The organism is Brevibacterium sp. FME37 (genome assembly GCF_014897485.1).
GTDB lineage: Bacteria > Actinomycetota > Actinomycetes > Actinomycetales > Brevibacteriaceae > Brevibacterium.
This window is the reverse complement of sequence record NZ_JABUYE010000004.1, coordinates 1-16197: the sequence shown is the minus strand read 5'-3', so window position 1 is coordinate 16197 and position 16197 is coordinate 1. Positions and strand designations below refer to the sequence as shown.

The window sequence follows — 16197 nt, the reverse complement described above, 5'->3', positions numbered from 1 at the left end:
TCTAGGCTCCGAGGAATGTGAGGACGGCGAGGATCCGTCGATTGTCCGAGGTGTCGGCCGTGAGACCGAACTTGGTGAAGACCGAACTGATGTGCTTTTCAACCGCTCCCGCGCTGAGGTAGAGGGTGCGGGCGATCGCCGCATTCGATTTGCCTTCGGCCATGAGCTGGAGGACTTCGAGCTCGCGCGGGCTCAGCGTGGACAGCCCGTCCTTCTTGCGGGTGCGCACGAGGATCTGCGAGACGACCTCCGGGTCGAGGACGGTGCCGCCGGAGGCGACCTCGTCGACGGCTGCGAGGAAATCCTCGACATCGGCGACGCGGTCCTTGAGCAGATATCCGAAGCCGCCGGTGTTCTCTGCGATGAGTTCGGATGCGTACTGCTCCTCCACATACTGGCTGAAGACGAGCACCTTGACGTCAGGGTTCTGTTTGCGGATGAGGACTGCGGCGCGGATGCCCTCGTCGGTGAATGTCGGCGGCATGCGCACGTCGATGATGGCAAGATCCGGCGGAGTGTTGTGAACTGTCGCGAGGAGCTCGTTGGCATCGGGGACGGCGGCGATCACTTCGTGCCCGGCATCGACCAGAAGCCTCTCGAGTCCGGCTCGCAAGATGGCAGAGTCTTCGGCAATTACGATGCGCATGGCACCTCCACAACGACAGTAGTTGGCCCACCTGCGGGGCTGGTCAGGTTCAGTGTCCCACGAGCGGCTTCGACACGATCGACCAATCCGGCGATCCCGGTGTGACGGCCTGAACGGTCGATGCGCGCACCACCCTGACCGTTGTCGGTGACGACGATCTGGACTCCGGTCTCGATCGGGGCGATGAAGACACGGGCATGTGTCGCACCCGAATGCTTGGTGATGTTGGTCAGGCATTCGGCGACGACGAAGTACGCCACAGCTTCGGCCTCTCGGTCGATGCGTCCGGCCAGGCGGACATCAACCTCGACGGGGATCGTCGAGCGTCCGGCCAGAGCGGAGACAGCCGCGTCGAGACCGCGGTCGGTGAGCACTGCGGGGTGGATCCCCCGCGCCAACTGACGCAGCTCATTGACGATACCCTTCGCCTCGGCGTGGGCTTCGGAGACCAGCTCCTTGGCCCGTTCGGGGTCGGTGTCGATCTTCGATTTCGCCATGCCCAAAGTCATGCTCAGGGCGACCAGCCGGGGCTGTGCTCCATCGTGGAGGTCACGTTCGATGCGCAGACGCTCTGCACCGGCGGCCTCGATCCCGGCCATGCGGGCCCGGTCGAGATCGGTGACCTCGGCCTGCAGAGCAGCAGTCCGTGCGGGTGGGAGGAGGCTGCGGTCGAGTGCCCTGTCGAGGTACGGGGCGAACCAGAGGATAGCCACGGAGCTGGCGAGGACGATGAGGGAGCCGATGGCAACGCCGATGCGTCCCAGTCCGCCAGTGGTCCCACGGAAGAAGAAGTCGGTGATGCCCTCAGGATTGATGGCACTGAAGATGCCGATGATTGCCCCGCAGATGCCTGCGATGGTGCCGAATACGACGATCGCACCGAGCAGCATCTTCACATAGTGGTGGGCGGTCGAGCGCCAGAACGAGCCGGACTTCACGTGGAGCCAGCGGTTGTGGAAGAAGCGGCCGAAACCTGATTCGCGGGTGCTGCGCGCGATCTTCGGAACCGGGATGCGATCACCGTAGATGAGTTCAGCCCGGTAGCGTTCGAACACGTTCGCACCCTGCTGGACGAGGACCCAGGCGACGAGAGCGAGTACGCCGAGACCGAGCGCGAAGATACCGCCGAAACCGGTGAATAGCAGACCGAGTGGGATCCAGGCCCAGACCACCGCCATCACGGCAGAGAGCACGAGGTTCGCGACGCCGACTATTCCGACTCGCCTGTTCGGCCATTCGATCGGCCCGTCGGCCGGGATCTCGGTGACCGCGTCGCGGGTCAGCGGCATCGCGCCGGTCACGGGCGCGGAGGTGACATACTCCGACCTCGGCTTCTTTCGCCGAGGTGGTTGCATCGGCTGCATTGGGAGCATCGGCATCTGCCCGTTGGGTCCAGGCACGGCTGCGGGCGCAGGATGTTGGTTGGGGTGCTGATTGTAATGGTTAGTGTGCTGGCCGTACTGGCTGGCGTACGTGCGCGGCTGGTAGCCGGGATGCGGAAGATTGCCTGGTCCTGAGAAATGTGGCGGCTGGGGAGGATACGCCTGAGAAGAGTGCTGCGAGGGTGATTGCTGCGAGGACCCTTGCGAGGAGGGTGCCTGCGGTGGGTTGGTGTTCATCACGCGGGTCTGTGGGTATGCCCGCGTGTTCTGCTGTGTCGGATAGTTACCCGCCGACGACTGCCCGTCAGCACCGGCGCTGAAGGGCAGGTTCATGTCCATGGGAGCTGTCCGGAACTGTCCCGCCTCCGTCGCCGCAGGCGCGTCGGAGATCTCAGCGGTCGGGGGCGCGTTGACAATTGCCTCGGCTCCGAAAGACGTCTCGGATTCTCGTGTCACTTCCGGCGCTTCTTCTGGCGTCTGGGACTCCAAAGAATCGGCGCCCTGCGGCTCCGATTCATTCGGGTTCGTGGGGGTGTTCTCACTCATAGCAATTACGCTACGGGAGTCCGCGCGCCGCCGACAGCACGTTGACCACCTACCCAGCATCGGGTTTTCCCCCACACCACGTGAGCACGCACACACGCAGCGCACTCTCGGGCACCAACGCCGCCCCAGCACGACCCACCATGATCCGCGCCTGCACATCCACGCGCGACCACTGGTCCGGTGAGCGGAACTGCAAGCCTCAACTCATACCACTGCAACAGGGTGTTCAAGAGCTGACGGTGAGTGGGCCGATGCCGAAGCCTCCACGCCAGATCTCACACCATCCGGAATCTCTGCCGTCGCGGCGAGCGCTGACTCGAGGTCGGCGAGGATATCGGCGATATCCTCGATACCCAGGGACAGCCGGATGAACGTCGGCGAGACGCTGAGTTCGCAGTCTGCAACCGCCAGATGAGTCATGGTCGCCGGATGGTCGATGAGGGACTCGACTCCCCCGAGCGATTCGGCCAGGGTGATAAGTTCAGTGCTCTGCACCAGCGACAGAGCACGCGCCTCGGTGTCGGTGCTGAAGGAGACCACTCCCCCGAAGCCGCTCATCTGCTTCTTCGCCACCTCATGACCGGGATGTGACGGCAGCCCTGGGTAGTGCACCTCGGCGATCTCGGGGCGGGCTTCCAACCATTCGGCCACAGCCTGTGCGTTCTCGCAGTGCTTGGCCATCCGCACCGGCAGGGTCTTGATGCCGCGCCGGGTCAGCCACGCGTCGAACGGGGCGATGCCCAACCCCACGGATGCGAGGTGGGATTCGAGACGAGGAACCACCTCGGCGGCACGGGCACAGGTGGAGCCGTCACCGGCGAGGACGGCTCCACCGATGACATCGGAGTGGCCGTTGATGAACTTCGTCGTCGAGTGGATGATGACGTCGGCGCCGAGCTCGATCGGCCGCTGGAGGATCGGGGTGGCGAAGGTGGAGTCGACGGCGAGGATCGCGTTGGCGGCGTGAGCCAGCTTGGCTGTCTCCGCGATGTCGACGATGTCGAGGCCTGGGTTGCTTGGGGTCTCGACCCACACGATCGCGGTCTTCTCCGAGATCGCGGCGGCCAGCGCCTCGGCGTCGGTGAGGTCGACGGTGCGAATGCTGATGCCCCAGCGCTCGTACTCGTTCTTCAGCAGCCGGTAGGTGCCGCCATAGATGTCGCGGGGGATGATGATCTCGTCGCCGGGACCCAGCAATGCGGAGAAGACCGCGACCTCGGCCGAGGTGCCGGAGTTCACTGCCGCTGCGAAACTCGCGCTCTCGAGTTCGCACAGCACCTGTTCGAGGTCGCTGCGATTCGGGGTGCCGGTTCGCGCGTAGTCGAAGCCGGCGCGGGTCTGGCCCGGAGTATCCATCATGAAGGTCGAGGTCTGGAAGATCGGGGCGACAACCGAACCGGTATGCGATTCAGGGTTGGCACCCGAATGCACCGAACGGGTCGAGATTCCGATGTGGGTGATGCTCATGGCGGGTCCTTCCTTCACTGATGGCACTTCGACTTCGCTGCCGAAGTATCACCAGTGTGAGCGGAGCATCGGGGCGCCGGCTTCGGTCATGACCTCGGGTGTCACTGGTCGTCATATGACGGTCTTCCGGCGTCACTATTCGTCATGAATGCATTCGAGCACATAAACTGCTCAGGTCATCACGCCTGTCACACCACACCTGGGATGCTGAACTCCATGGCTCAGTATTCGGATGAGCTCGATGCGATGTTCACTGGGCTTGCCGATCCCGCACGTCGCTTCGTAGTCCATCGCCCGGGCAACGGACCGGCAAGCGTCGGAGAATCGGCAGAGCCGCTGTCGGTCTCGCACCCGGCACAACGGATCCCGACAAGCTGGCGAAGTGGTGGATTCCTACACCGCTCACCCTCCGCATCGACGCGCTGGAGCTGCGCCCCGGAGGTGCCTTCGTCACCATGATGAGCGAAGTCGGCGAATTGTTTGTGCCGCACGTAGGTGCGGTCTCCCTCGCCATTGAGGACGCGTGCAGGGGCACACGCGGCGGCGCTGGCCAGCCTCAGCCGAGGCTGGCCGTCGCCCTGCCACGATCCGTCACGGTCGGCAATTCACTCTCCGCTGGCATCTGCGCTTTCATGGTGGCGGCCAGCACTAGCGAAGTCAGGAGCGCCGCGATAGAGACGAGCGTCCAGATCAGCGGAGCGATACCGATGAGAAGCGCAATCGCGATGCCACCCATTGCCAAAGTGACTGCGGTGAGTGCCCGAGGAACTGGACTCGACAGGCGCTCACCGGCACCAGGAACCTCGCTCACTTCGAGAGCTGAGGACTCGACTCGAGCCTCGGAAGTCGAGAAACTCTCCCTCACAACCCTCGCCGCTGCACTCCCGAATCTGGCCAACCTCGCCTCGCTGGGAAACGGGACCTTCGACATGGCCATGGCCAAAACCGCAGCCAGCCCCATCACCGTGATCAGCCATGGCAGCCTAGTCAGCCACCACCAATTCGATTCGATCTCAGGGAGTACGATCCCGGCCGCCGAGAGTCCATCCCCCACCTGCACCCCAGACAGCAGCTGAGCTGCGTAGCCCAGAGCTCCGATGAGGGTGATGACGATCGGCATGTGCCACAGGTAGACCTGGATGCCGTAGGAGTTGCCCCAGGAGATGACACGCTCCCAGATGCGAGCACGGTACTCGTGTCCGGCCGTAGTCCGATCCGAACCACCGGACACGATCTCGTTGAGATGCGCATGGCTCAGCCGCAGGACGCTCATCTGCGCCACTCCCAGCAGCACCAAGGCCCCGGTCGGTGGGTTGAGGTTGATGAGCATATTCGGGCTGTAGACCCCGAGTTCGACGAGCAATCCGAGGCTCACCAGGGACAGCACCATCACGGTCCAGGCCGACCAGGCCCGCACGGGACGATGAATGGCATCGGCGTAGAAGAAGCCGAACTGCTGAATCAGGGGCCATACGAAGAGGAAGTTGAGATACCCCAGTCCAGTCACTCCCGTGAGTGCGACCAAACTATCCACCGCGATCACAGCACCGGCGAGCGCAGCGATCGTCCGCTTCGGCGCCCTTGCGTGAAAGTGCACCGCCACGGGAACCAGGGAGGTCAGCCCGACGTAGACGGCGAGGAACCACAGAGGCTGCCCGATGCGAGTGCTCGCCTCGGCGAGCAGGTCTGCGGGAACTCCCAGTTCAGAGGCGATCGACAGTCCTGCGCCGGCGAGGCCGATGAGGGTGGCGACCGGAATGACGAGGCGGCGCAGACGGGCACGAATATAGTCGGCCCAGGTGCCTCCGGTAGCTTGGGTGCGTCGCCATCCGTTGATAGCGGCGTATCCGCCGATGAAGAAGAACAGCGGCATGATCTGGAAGAACCACGATGCGGCTGTGAAGCCTGCGGTATGCAGCAGCGCCACCGTGGGCATAACGTCACCGTCTGCTCCGAGCACGGCTGCGCTCATCATCGAATGCAGGATCACCACGACGACGAGGCAGCCGAAGCGGATCAGATCGATCGCCCGGTCCCGGTGCGGTCGACCAGTGGTGCCGCTGGACGGGATGGGCAGGTGGTTCGCCCCGGCCTCGGGCGGCCTGCTGAGGGTCAGTGACATGTCGGCTCCTTGTCGGATTGAGCTCCGCTGACTGCACGGAGTGCGGAGCTCGTCGTTCGATACATCCGAAGCTATGGGCGCGAACGCCGCCCACACATCACCTCTGAGTTCCGACCTGAGCCCGCCCGAGCACTACTTTCGGGTGAGTCTGGACGCTCCGACTCCGTACCCTCATCGACCCCGCCCCGAGAGCCTCGGCCCAACGTGAGTGTAAGAATGGCAACGAGAGCATCACCAGCTCAGGGACCCGACTCGTCCCGAACGTCCTATTGAGGAGTGCGCAACGATGACGACGATCGCCTTCGAGACCACCGACCTGCCCATCATCGGAGCCCCGATGGCGGGCGGAACGACGACGCCCGAGCTCGCAGCCGCGGTCGCCCGTGCCGGCGGATTCCCCTTCGTGGCCGGCGGTTATCTCAGCGCCGAAGCGTTGGCCCCTCTGGTCGAGCGCATGCGGGAGACGACCGAGAACTTCGGCGTCAATCTCTTCGCCCCGAACTCTGTGCCCATCGATCGCGGTGCCTTCGACGCCTTCGTCTCGGCACTCGAGCCCATTGCCGCCGATCGCGGCGTCGCCATCGATCCCGAGCCCGTTGATGACGACGATCATTACACCGACAAGGTCGACTACCTCGTCGACAACCCCGTGCCCCTGGTGTCGATGACGTTCAACATCCCCACCGCCGAGGTGGTCGATCGTCTCCATTCCGTCGGCACTCAGGTCGTGGCCACCGTGACGACCGCCGCCGAGGCGCGCACCGCTGCCGACCGCGGCGTTGACGCCCTCATCGTTCAGGGCCCCCGCGCCGGCGGGCACTCGGGCACCGCCGATCCGACACGGTCCATCGAGGATCGGGCCACCGTCGATCTCGTGAAAGATGTCCTCGCCGAGGTGAATCTGCCGCTGGCTGCCGGAGGTGGAGTCGACAGCCAGGAGTCTGTCGACGAGCTGCTGCAGGCTGGGGCGAGCGCCGTGGTCGTGGGCACTCTTCTGCTGCTGAGCGATGAGGCAGGCACTGCGCCGACTCATCGGGCGGCCCTGCAGTCCGCGGACTTCGACGAGACACAGCTGACCAGGGCATTCACCGGCCGACCAGCTCGTGCGCTGGTCAATGACTTTGTACGGAAGTTCGATCCGATCGCGGTCGATGCTTACCCGGCTCTTCATCACCTGACGAAGTCATTCCGCGCCCAGGCGAAGAAGGATGATGACCCGCACGGCCTGCACCTGTGGGCCGGCACCGGCTATCGCAGCGCCCAGACATGCTCAGCGGAGACGATCGTCAAAGAGCTCGGCGCCCCCTTCACCCGGAACTAGGCACCCGCTCTCCTCGCGGCGGCCCTGCCGTCCGAGGTCCGACGCTGCTGCGCTCAGCTGCCGGCGATGACCAGACCCGATTCGTAGGCGGCGACGACGATCTGAGTGCGATCGCGCAGTCCCAGCTTCGACAGGATCCGGGACACGTGGGTCTTCACGGTCTGCTCGGCCAGGAACAGGTGCGCAGCCACCTCGGCGTTGGCATGCCCCTTGGCCACCAGCGTCATGACGTCGATCTCACGGTCGGTCAGCTGCCCGAGCACGGCTGTGTCCTTGGTGACTCTGGGCCCGCTCACGTACTCGGAGATGAGGCGGCGGGTCACGGACGGCGCCAAGAGCGACTGGCCGTCGGCGACCACGCGCACAGCGGTGATCATGTCTTCTGCTGTGGCGTCCTTGAGCAGAAACCCGCTCGCTCCCGCGCGCAGTGCCGAGAACACGTACTCATCGGCATCGAAGGTGGTGAGCATGATGACCTTCGGGTGGTCCCCCGGCATCGAGAACACCGCGCGGGTGGCATCGAGACCGTTGAGCTTCGGCATACGGATGTCCATGAGGATGACGTCGGGCGAGGTTCTGCGCACGAGGTCGACGACCTGCGAACCGTCCTCAGCACTGCCGACGACACTCATGTCCGGCTGCGCATCGAGAAGGGCTCCGAACCCCTGGCGAACCATGGCCTGGTCATCAACGATGGCGACCCGCGTCGTCTCGGACGAGGGCGGCGGCACACCGTCGCGCGCAATCGATCCCGGCGCGGGACTCGGCGTTGGGCGCGGTGTCGGACTCGGACCTGACGCTCCTGCTTCTGGCATGCTCTTACGCTACCCGACCCGCACTGCCAGAGCCCCTCAAAAACCAGTGAAATCAAGCCAACGGCTCCCTGCCTGCGCCGATTTCATCCTCAAGTAGCACTCCTCCGTCAGCACAATCACTCCTTCGTATGATGCGCCCCATGACACCGGGTCCTTAGCGTGCACACCATGATCATCACCGCGATAATACTCGCCACGCTCGCAGCCTTCTGCTTGGCACTCGGCACGCACTTCCAGCAGTACGCCGTCGCCACCATGACACCCGGGCCCAAACGTCGGGCAACCTGGGTCACCGGCCTGGGGCTGATGGGCATGGTGACCGTCCTCAACGTCATCGCTCTGGGACTCGGCCCTGTTGCCATCGTCCAACCCATCGGCGCGATCTCCCTCGTCTTCGCCGCGCTCATCAGCCGCCGGTACTTCGGCCTGCAGCTCGGCGCCCCACTGCTCATCAGCATCGGGGTGACGATGTTCTCGATTTTCGCCTTCGTGACCACCTCGGCGCAGTTCTCCCACGAACTCGTCGCCACCGAGGAATCGCTGACCTGGCTGCTGGCGCTCCTCGTCGCTCTCAGCCTCTTCGGCGCACTCTTCGCGCTCAGTCGTGCCGGGCACATTCCACGAGTCATCATGACCGGCATCATCTTCGGCACCGTCGCCGCTGCGACCCACGTCCTCGCCAGGACCGTCGTGACCGAGGGCCTGCCCGATTTCGGAACATCGGACTCGCAGTGGTGGATGTTGCTGGCAGCCGTGGCCCTCGCCTCGGCGGTGGGATTCTGGCTGGTCCAGACCGCCTACGCCTCTGGTCCTCCAGAGACGGTGCTCGCGGGGCTGACCGTCATCGACCCGATCGTGGCGGTGGTCATCGGCGCAGCCTTCTTCGGCGAGTACGCGGGCCTCACCCCCATGGCCATCGGCCTGCTGCTGCTCGCCGCCGGTGGTGGGATCGCCGGAGTCTGGATGCTCTCGCAGTTCCATCCCCGCGTCCTCGAATCGAAATCGGTCCCCACAGGGCGCATCTCAGCAGACGGTCCCGCACACCTCTCACCAGAGTCGCGAACACCGGCTCACAACAGCCAAGGAATCCGATCATGAACCAAACCCTCGAATCCTCATACACTGATGCGCCTTCGTGGCCGAGCACGTATTCTGAGAACGTGCCCCGTCCCCCAGATACGCCGCCGCAGACCCGGTCATGGTGGTCGCGGATGTGGCACAACCTGGGCCGGGACGCCATCCTCGTCCTCCCCGGATTCTTCGTCTCCCTCATCGGGTTCGTCGTACTCATCACGATGTTCTCGGTCTCAATCTCCACCATCGTCATCTGGATAGGCGCCCTGCTCCTGCCTGTGACTCTCTACGTCGCGACCGGGTTCGCGAACCTCTCCCGGGCCCGCGCCCGGCAGTGGGGAGCCCCCATCGCCGAGGTGGTCCGTCGTCCCCGTGGACACGGAATCAGCGGGTGGTTCGGTGTCATGGCCGAAGGACGGCGCTGGCTCGACCTGCTGTTCGAAGCCGTCTTCGCCCTGCCCATCCGGCTCTTCACCTTCTCCGTGGTGATCCCCTGGTTCTTCGGTGCCCTGGGCGGGATGACCTACTTCATCTGGGGACGCTTCCTTCCCAACGACAACACCGATCTCATCAGCTTCATCGCAGCATGGTGGAACGACACCTCCGTGGTGGCTCTGGGATTCGGCGCTGAGGCGACCTTCCAGTTCATCGCGGGACTCATCCTCCTCGTCACCTTCCCCTTCGTCCTGCATGCCATGGCCCGGTTGGAGATCGCAGCGATCACGGCAGGGCTGGCGCCCGGCCACGATGAGGTGACCTCGGTGGGAAAAGCACGAACCGGTGACTCCACGAGCCACGCTCCCGACGGGACCGCCACGGCGACTTCCTCGGGATCGAGAGCTCTGGGGTTGCCGGCAGCCAACTCGTTCCTGACACGGGCCGCCGGCGAGGGCTGGTTCTGGCTGCTCAGCATCTTCGTCGGCGTGGTGCTCGTGGCCGTCGGATGGCCAGTGACTGCAGCGCTGTATGAATCGTCGACCGTCATTGCGATGCTCGTCGCCCTCGGCCAGAGCGGCGCCCTGGTGCTCGCCGTGCGCAGACCGGTCACCGCGATCATCGTCGGGCTGGCCTCTGCAACGGCTGGAATCGTGCTCACCGCGGATACGACCGGGCTGGTGTGGCCGTGGACGGCGACGTCGATCCTCTCACTGCTCTTCCTCCACCTCATCATCGGCCTGCGCCACAGCTGGTACCACCTCGTCATCCTGTGGTCGCTGTCGACGGCGCTGGGCGTGCTGAGCCTGACCATGCCCCATGCGGGTGGGCTGTCGGGGGCGCTGGCGAACGTCATCACGACGGTCTCGCTCACTGCAGGGATCTCGATCGTCGCGGTGATCGGCAATCTGTGGATTCGCGGTCGCACTCAGCTGGCCACTGAGCGACAGCTCAGTGCCGAGGAGCTGGCCAAGCGTCAAGAGCTCGAGGAACGCAACAGGATCGCACAGGAGCTCCATGACGTCGTCGCTCACAGCATGTCCGTCATCAGCGTCCAGGCAACCACGGCTCGCTACCGACTGCCCGAACTCGATACCCGAAGCGTTGAGGAGTTCGACTCGATCGCCGGCTCCGCTCGACAGGCGCTCAATGAGATGCGCGGTCTGCTGGCGATTCTGCGCGGTGGCCGTGATGCCGATCTGGCTCCGCAGCCGATGATCGATGACATTCCCGACCTCGTCGAGGCCACGCGCGGTTCGGGCGCCGAGGTGGAACTCGACTTCCCCGCAGCTCCGCTCCCCCTGCACCCGACCACCGGGCTGACCGCCTTCCGCCTCGTCCAGGAGGCCCTGTCGAATGCTCTGCGCCATGCTCCCGGTGCACCAGTGAGGGTATCCGTTCGCACCGATGACTCGCAGCTGTGGGTGGCCGTGGTCAATGGGGCGCCGGACCGGCACCGATCAGACCGGCCCGAACCCGATCGGGACAACCCCGCTGCGGGCCACCTCAGCGGTGGATTCGGCCTCAAAGGCATGCGCGAGAGGGTCGAGGCCCTCGGCGGAACACTGCACGTGGGCCCGACTATCGACAGCGGTTTCGAGGTACTCGCGACCTTGCCCGCGGACTGAAGCCTCGGGGCGGATGGGAGTCGGCGAGGGCCGTTGGCCATCCGGGCGGTTGATCTCATCCTTTCGGGCGACAGCGTCAAGCGAGCGTGAGCGGTAGCCTCGAAGAGTGAGACTTCGACCCGACCGGCGCGCCCTGACCCATACCCTCCTCTGGACGGGCATCTCGACGGCCATCGGCGTGTTCGCGCTCATCGTCATCGTCAGTACCGAATGGCCGGATTTCGAGGAGGCGGGTGCCCGCACCGGAGCGCTCAGTGCCGAACTGTTCATCCATATCCTCTTCGGCCTCATCTCTTTGGCCTGCCTGCCCATCGTCCTTGCCTTCGACGGACGGACGATCCCCCGCAGATCACTGCGCCCCAAGGTGATTGCGGCCGAAAAGCTGCGCGATTTCCTCACGAACACTGGTCGCGGCGGCGTAGAATTCCTCGCCTCGGACGGCTCCGTAGAATCCCTGCAGCGTCGGCCCGGCGGCTGGGTTCCGGTGTCGGTCGGATTCCTCGGCATCGTCACCGGTACGATCGGCGTCCTCGGTGCATTCGCCGGACTGCTCATCCTCATCACCCTCACGTCTCGACGCAGCTGGTCACTCGACTTCACCTGCCTCGCTGCCGCGATCATCTCCCAGGGCCTGACGTACACGCTCACCCCGACGGCGGTCGGAGCCTTCGAACTTCCACTGTTCCTCGTCAACGGAACCGTCTACGCAATGATCGTCGTCATCGGCGTCATCCGCGGATCCCGCGAACAAGGGCTCATCGACACCGCCGCGCAGACGCTTCTGCGCGAACGCTCGCGCCAGGACCGTGCCGTCGCTGAGGTGCGGCGCGGCATCGCCCGCGACATGCACGACTCCCTCTCGCACCACCTCAGCGTGATCGCCATGTACTCCGGTGCACTCTCCGTCAGGCGAGACCTCGACCCCGAGTCCGTCCACGAAAGCGCCCGACTCATCGCCAGCAGCGCCCGCCGCTCGGGAATCGAGCTGCGAGAGGTTCTGACGATGCTGCGCGGAGACGACCAAGGCACAGTGATCGACCCCGATCTCAACCGCCTCGTCGCCGACCGCCCGGAGTCGGTGACCCTGATCTACTCCGAACCGCTCACCTCCGAATCACTGCACGCCCTGGGCAGCCTCGAACGAATGACGATCTACCGCTTCGTCCAAGAGACCATGACCAATGCCCTCAAACACGCGCTCGGTGAGATGCTCACCATCACCATCGGCGACGAGGGCGATGACGCCGTTCGATATATCACGATGACCGCGCACAATCACTACCCGGACAGCCTCCTCGGCGCCCCGGCACACGGCGAACCCCACCGCAAGCAGTACATCGCCGGCTCCGGCCTGGGGATTCTGGGCATCAAGGAGAGAGTGGAGGCGATGGGCGGTGACCTCGAGGTCAGCCACTATCCTGACTTCGAACTGCGAGCTCGCATCCCCGTCCAGAACACGGAAGAGATCAGCGCATGAGCATCAGAACGATCATCGCCGACGACGAGTCCCTCATGCGCTCAGGTCTGCGCCTGCTCCTCGGCGCGGCCGATGACATCGATATCATCGCCGAGGCGGCCAACGGTGCCGAGGCCATCGAGCTCGCCCGAGAGCTGAGTCCAGACCTCATCCTCATGGACATCCGCATGCCGGTCATGGACGGACTCGAGGCCACCCGTGCCCTCATGGCTCAGACTCTTCATCCGGAGGTTCTCATCCTCACGGCCTTCGGCACCGACGAATTCGTGCTTCAGGCACTGCGCTCGGGAGCGGCCGGCTACATCCTCAAGGACACTCCGCCAGAAGATCTCATCCACGCGGTTCGGGCAGCCGCGAACGGCACACGAACCTTGTCACCAAGTGCGGTCGAGTCCCTGCTGGGACGTGACACCACCTCGGCGACAGGGGTGGCTGGTGCTTCGAATTGGAACAGCACCCCGATCGGACCTGATCCCCTGGAGCCCCTGACCACACGAGAACGGGAGATCGCCGAGGCGGTCGCTCAGGGGATGACGAATGCACAGGTGGCGCGGGCGCTGTTCGTCTCCACGGCCACGGTGAAGACCCACCTGGCGCGCATCTTCTACAAACTCGACGTCAGCACCCGCGTGCAATTGGCCCTGCTCGTCAACGAACGGCGCTGAGCCTCGAGGGACGGACTCAGATCATTTCGGGGCCATGCGGATGGCGCCGTCGAGGCGAATGGTCTCGCCGTTGAGCATCGGATTGGCGACGATCGACTCGACGAGCTGCGCGTACTCGGCTGGCTTGCCCAGTCGAGAGGGGTGGGGAATCGACTTCGCCAGGGACTCCTGGGCCTCTTCGGGCAGACCGGCCATCATCGGGGTCTCGAAGATGCCTGGCGCGATCGTCACCACGCGGATCTGTGAGGATGCGAGTTCGCGTGCCATCGGCAGGGTCACCGAGGCGATGGCGCCCTTCGACGCGGAGTAGGCGATCTGTCCGATCTGACCGTCAAAGGCCGCGACCGAGGCGGTGTTGACGATGACACCGCGTTCTTCACCGGCGCTCTCCTGGGCCTGCATTGCGGCCGCGGCCAGGCGGCACACGTTGACGGTGCCGACGACATTGATGTTGAGCACCTTCGAAAACGCATCCAAGGCCAGCGGTCCCTTACGTGAGACGAGCTTGCCGGGGGTCGCGACGCCCGCGCAGTTGACGACCACGCGCAGCTGGCCGAGGCCCGTCGCCGTGTCGACGGCCGCCTGAACTTGCTCTTCGTTGGTGACATCGGCGGAGACGAAATGGGCGCGCTCGCCGAGTTCTGTGGCCACCTGCTGACCCACCTCGGCGTTGAGATCGACCATGACGACCTGGGCGCCGGCGGCCAAGAGCCGTTCCGTGGTGGCGCGACCGAGCCCGGAGGCTCCACCGGTGACGAGTGCGACTGTGTTGTTGAGATCCATGAGTATCCTTCGCATCACTGAAGTGAAAGTTTGAGTTGCTTCGACTTTAACGCAGGGCTGTGGGCACGACGAAGCCCGCCGACCATCGGGTGCGGCGGGCTTCGGACGTGTCAGCTGCTGAGGAGGCGCTGCCTCATCCGCAGTGTGCGCTGATGACGGTCAGGCAGCCTGATCCTCGGAAGCCGCATCCTCACGCACGGATTTCAAGGCTTCGCCCCAGCTCACAAGGTCGGACACCATCGATGCGAACGGGGCCGCGGAGACCTCGGTCGGGGTGAAGGTGCCGTCGGAGAAATCGGTGAAGAGGCTGAAAGAGGCCTGGTCGCGGACCACGGCGAGCTTGTAGTTGGCGAGGATGTGGCGCAGGTGCTCGGCGGCACGCACACCCTTGTCGGCGCCGTAGTTCACGATTCCGGCGACCTTGTGGTTGAACTCGCTGGCCACGAAGTCCAGGGCGTTCTTCAGCGATCCGGAGATCGAGTGGTTGTACTCAGGGGTGACGAAGATGAATGCGTCGAACTCGGCGAGCTTGGCACCCCAGGCCTTGGTGTGGTCGTTCTCGTACATGTTCGCGCCGGCCGGAATGACCTCATCGAGCAGCGGCAGGTTGAAGTCACCGAAGTCGACGACCTCGGCGCGCACGTCCTCGCGGCCGGCCAACTGGTCCTTGGCCCAGGAGACGATCTGCGGGTTGAGTGCCTGCGGGCGCGAGGTTCCAGGAATGATGGCGATGTTGAGCATGTTCGTCCTCAGCTAGTTCATAGGGTGCAATGTCAGTGATGCTGGTTTCAGGTGATCGGCACTGGCAGTCTCCCGCCGTGCGACTCACACCTGCTCAACATGATTGAACCGTCAATCATTCCCGATTCGTGGAGTGATCGCCGTTACTTTCACATGACCGTCCGGGGCGGACCAGACGACGGCCCGGGATAGGCGGACGTCTGGCGATCAGTGGAAACACGTCCTTCGACAAACCAGGGATCCCCGAATTCTGGCCGGAAACGGCCATTGACAGGGCAACGTCATGTATTCTCGGTTGGCAAGTGAAAGATTGTTCGATATCCGACCGACAGGAAGCACAGGCACCGTGAGATCAACCAACGGCCGCAACAATATCCTCCGCTCGGCTCGGGACACCTTCGCGGCAAAGGGATTCGACGGCGCATCCATCCGCGATATTGCGCAGGCGGCCGGGCTGAGCCTGTCCGCACTTTACTACTACTTCCCGTCCAAACAGGAAGCACTGTACGAGCTCGTGCACACGGCCTACACTTGGTACAGCGAGCACAGCCGAGCCGTCATCGCCGAGGTGGGTGACGACCCAACCGAGCAGCTAACCGTGGCCGTGCGCTACCTGTCCCGCTACCGCATGGAAAACGTATCGGTGTCCACAGTGCTGCTGCGCGACACTGAGCGACTGACCGGTGACAACGCCGCCCGCGTCAAGGAACTCCAGCACGAGGCGCGAGTCATCATGGGCGACATCGTCCAATCAGGCATCGACGCAGGAACATTCCACGTCAACAGTGCTCAGCTCGTGACTCGTGCGATCCACTCGATCTGCAATTCGCTCTCGCTCTGGTACCGACCCACCGGCGACCTGACACCCGATGTCATCGAACGAGACTTCACTCAGTATTCGCTGCGCATGCTAGGCCTCGATCCCAGCCCCGAAGAACTTGACCATCTGATGGCGCTGCCGATCAACCAGGCGGGCATGCTCGACTTCATCTCCGACGACAAGGACTGAGCGCTCCGCAGCGTCAACAACCTCACTGCAGATACCCGAAGGTGCTAATTACGCGCGGCGCCGCGCGTAATTAGCACCTTCGGGTA

General features: G+C 64.3%; 13 protein-coding genes. 6 read left to right on the top strand and 7 right to left on the bottom strand.

The features are described 5' to 3' along the window. Window position 1 precedes the first annotated feature (1 nt). From INT29_RS06165 to INT29_RS06150, 4 genes are all read right to left on the bottom strand, one after another. The gene (locus INT29_RS06165; RefSeq protein WP_009881760.1) at window positions 2-646 is read right to left on the bottom strand and encodes a response regulator transcription factor; all 645 of its coding nucleotides are present in this window, start codon (window positions 644-646) and stop codon (window positions 2-4) included. Beyond that, window positions 634-2574 (bottom strand): histidine kinase, encoded by a 1941-nt coding sequence (locus INT29_RS06160; RefSeq protein ID WP_193071116.1) that lies wholly within the window; start codon window positions 2572-2574, stop codon window positions 634-636. The genes INT29_RS06165 and INT29_RS06160 overlap by 13 nt, the downstream gene beginning before the upstream one ends. A gap of 204 nt (window positions 2575-2778) precedes the next feature. After that, window positions 2779-4041, bottom strand: a complete 1263-nt coding sequence (locus INT29_RS06155) for a trans-sulfuration enzyme family protein (RefSeq protein WP_101571370.1) — start codon at window positions 4039-4041, stop codon at window positions 2779-2781. Between the two features lie 556 nt (window positions 4042-4597). After that, a complete protein-coding gene (locus INT29_RS06150) occupies window positions 4598-6163 on the bottom strand; it encodes an acyltransferase family protein (protein WP_193071115.1) in 1566 nt (521 codons plus the stop codon). A 286-nt stretch (window positions 6164-6449) separates the two neighbouring features. On the opposite strand from INT29_RS06150, the gene INT29_RS06145 reads away from it, so the two are divergent. Continuing rightward, window positions 6450-7484, top strand: a complete 1035-nt coding sequence (locus INT29_RS06145; RefSeq protein WP_193071114.1) for a nitronate monooxygenase — start codon at window positions 6450-6452, stop codon at window positions 7482-7484. Between the two features lie 53 nt (window positions 7485-7537). Here INT29_RS06145 and INT29_RS06140 read toward each other — a convergent pair whose 3' ends face one another. Next, window positions 7538-8299 (bottom strand): response regulator, encoded by a 762-nt coding sequence (locus INT29_RS06140; protein WP_226829843.1) that lies wholly within the window; start codon window positions 8297-8299, stop codon window positions 7538-7540. 168 nt (window positions 8300-8467) lie between these two features. On the opposite strand from INT29_RS06140, the gene INT29_RS06135 reads away from it, so the two are divergent. The 4 genes from INT29_RS06135 (at window position 8468) to INT29_RS06120 (ending at window position 13578) form a co-directional block, all read left to right on the top strand. Beyond that, window positions 8468-9397: a hypothetical protein gene (locus tag INT29_RS06135; RefSeq protein ID WP_193071113.1), complete on the top strand. Its 930-nt coding sequence runs from the start codon at window positions 8468-8470 to the stop codon at window positions 9395-9397. After that, window positions 9394-11436 carry a sensor histidine kinase gene (locus tag INT29_RS06130; RefSeq protein ID WP_193071112.1) on the top strand — a complete coding sequence of 681 codons (2043 nt, stop codon included), beginning with the start codon at window positions 9394-9396 and terminating at the stop codon, window positions 11434-11436. The genes INT29_RS06135 and INT29_RS06130 overlap by 4 nt, the downstream gene beginning before the upstream one ends. A gap of 106 nt (window positions 11437-11542) precedes the next feature. Beyond that, on the top strand, window positions 11543-12913 hold the full coding sequence (locus tag INT29_RS06125; protein WP_193071111.1) for a sensor histidine kinase: 1371 nt from the start codon (window positions 11543-11545) through the stop codon (window positions 12911-12913). Next, entirely contained in the window at window positions 12910-13578 is a 669-nt protein-coding gene (locus tag INT29_RS06120; RefSeq protein WP_096157655.1) for a response regulator, read from the top strand. The genes INT29_RS06125 and INT29_RS06120 overlap by 4 nt, the downstream gene beginning before the upstream one ends. Before the next feature lie 21 nt (window positions 13579-13599). Here the strand turns inward: INT29_RS06120 and INT29_RS06115 are convergent, their stop codons facing one another. Continuing rightward, a complete protein-coding gene (locus INT29_RS06115; protein WP_193071110.1) occupies window positions 13600-14361 on the bottom strand; it encodes a 3-hydroxyacyl-CoA dehydrogenase in 762 nt (253 codons plus the stop codon). Window positions 14362-14520: 159 nt separating this feature from the next. Continuing rightward, window positions 14521-15102: an NADPH-dependent FMN reductase gene (locus INT29_RS06110; protein ID WP_193071109.1), complete on the bottom strand. Its 582-nt coding sequence runs from the start codon at window positions 15100-15102 to the stop codon at window positions 14521-14523. 346 nt (window positions 15103-15448) lie between these two features. On the opposite strand from INT29_RS06110, the gene INT29_RS06105 reads away from it, so the two are divergent. Beyond that, window positions 15449-16111, top strand: a complete 663-nt coding sequence (locus INT29_RS06105; protein WP_096158891.1) for a TetR/AcrR family transcriptional regulator — start codon at window positions 15449-15451, stop codon at window positions 16109-16111. The last annotated feature ends 86 nt before the right edge of the window (window positions 16112-16197 follow it).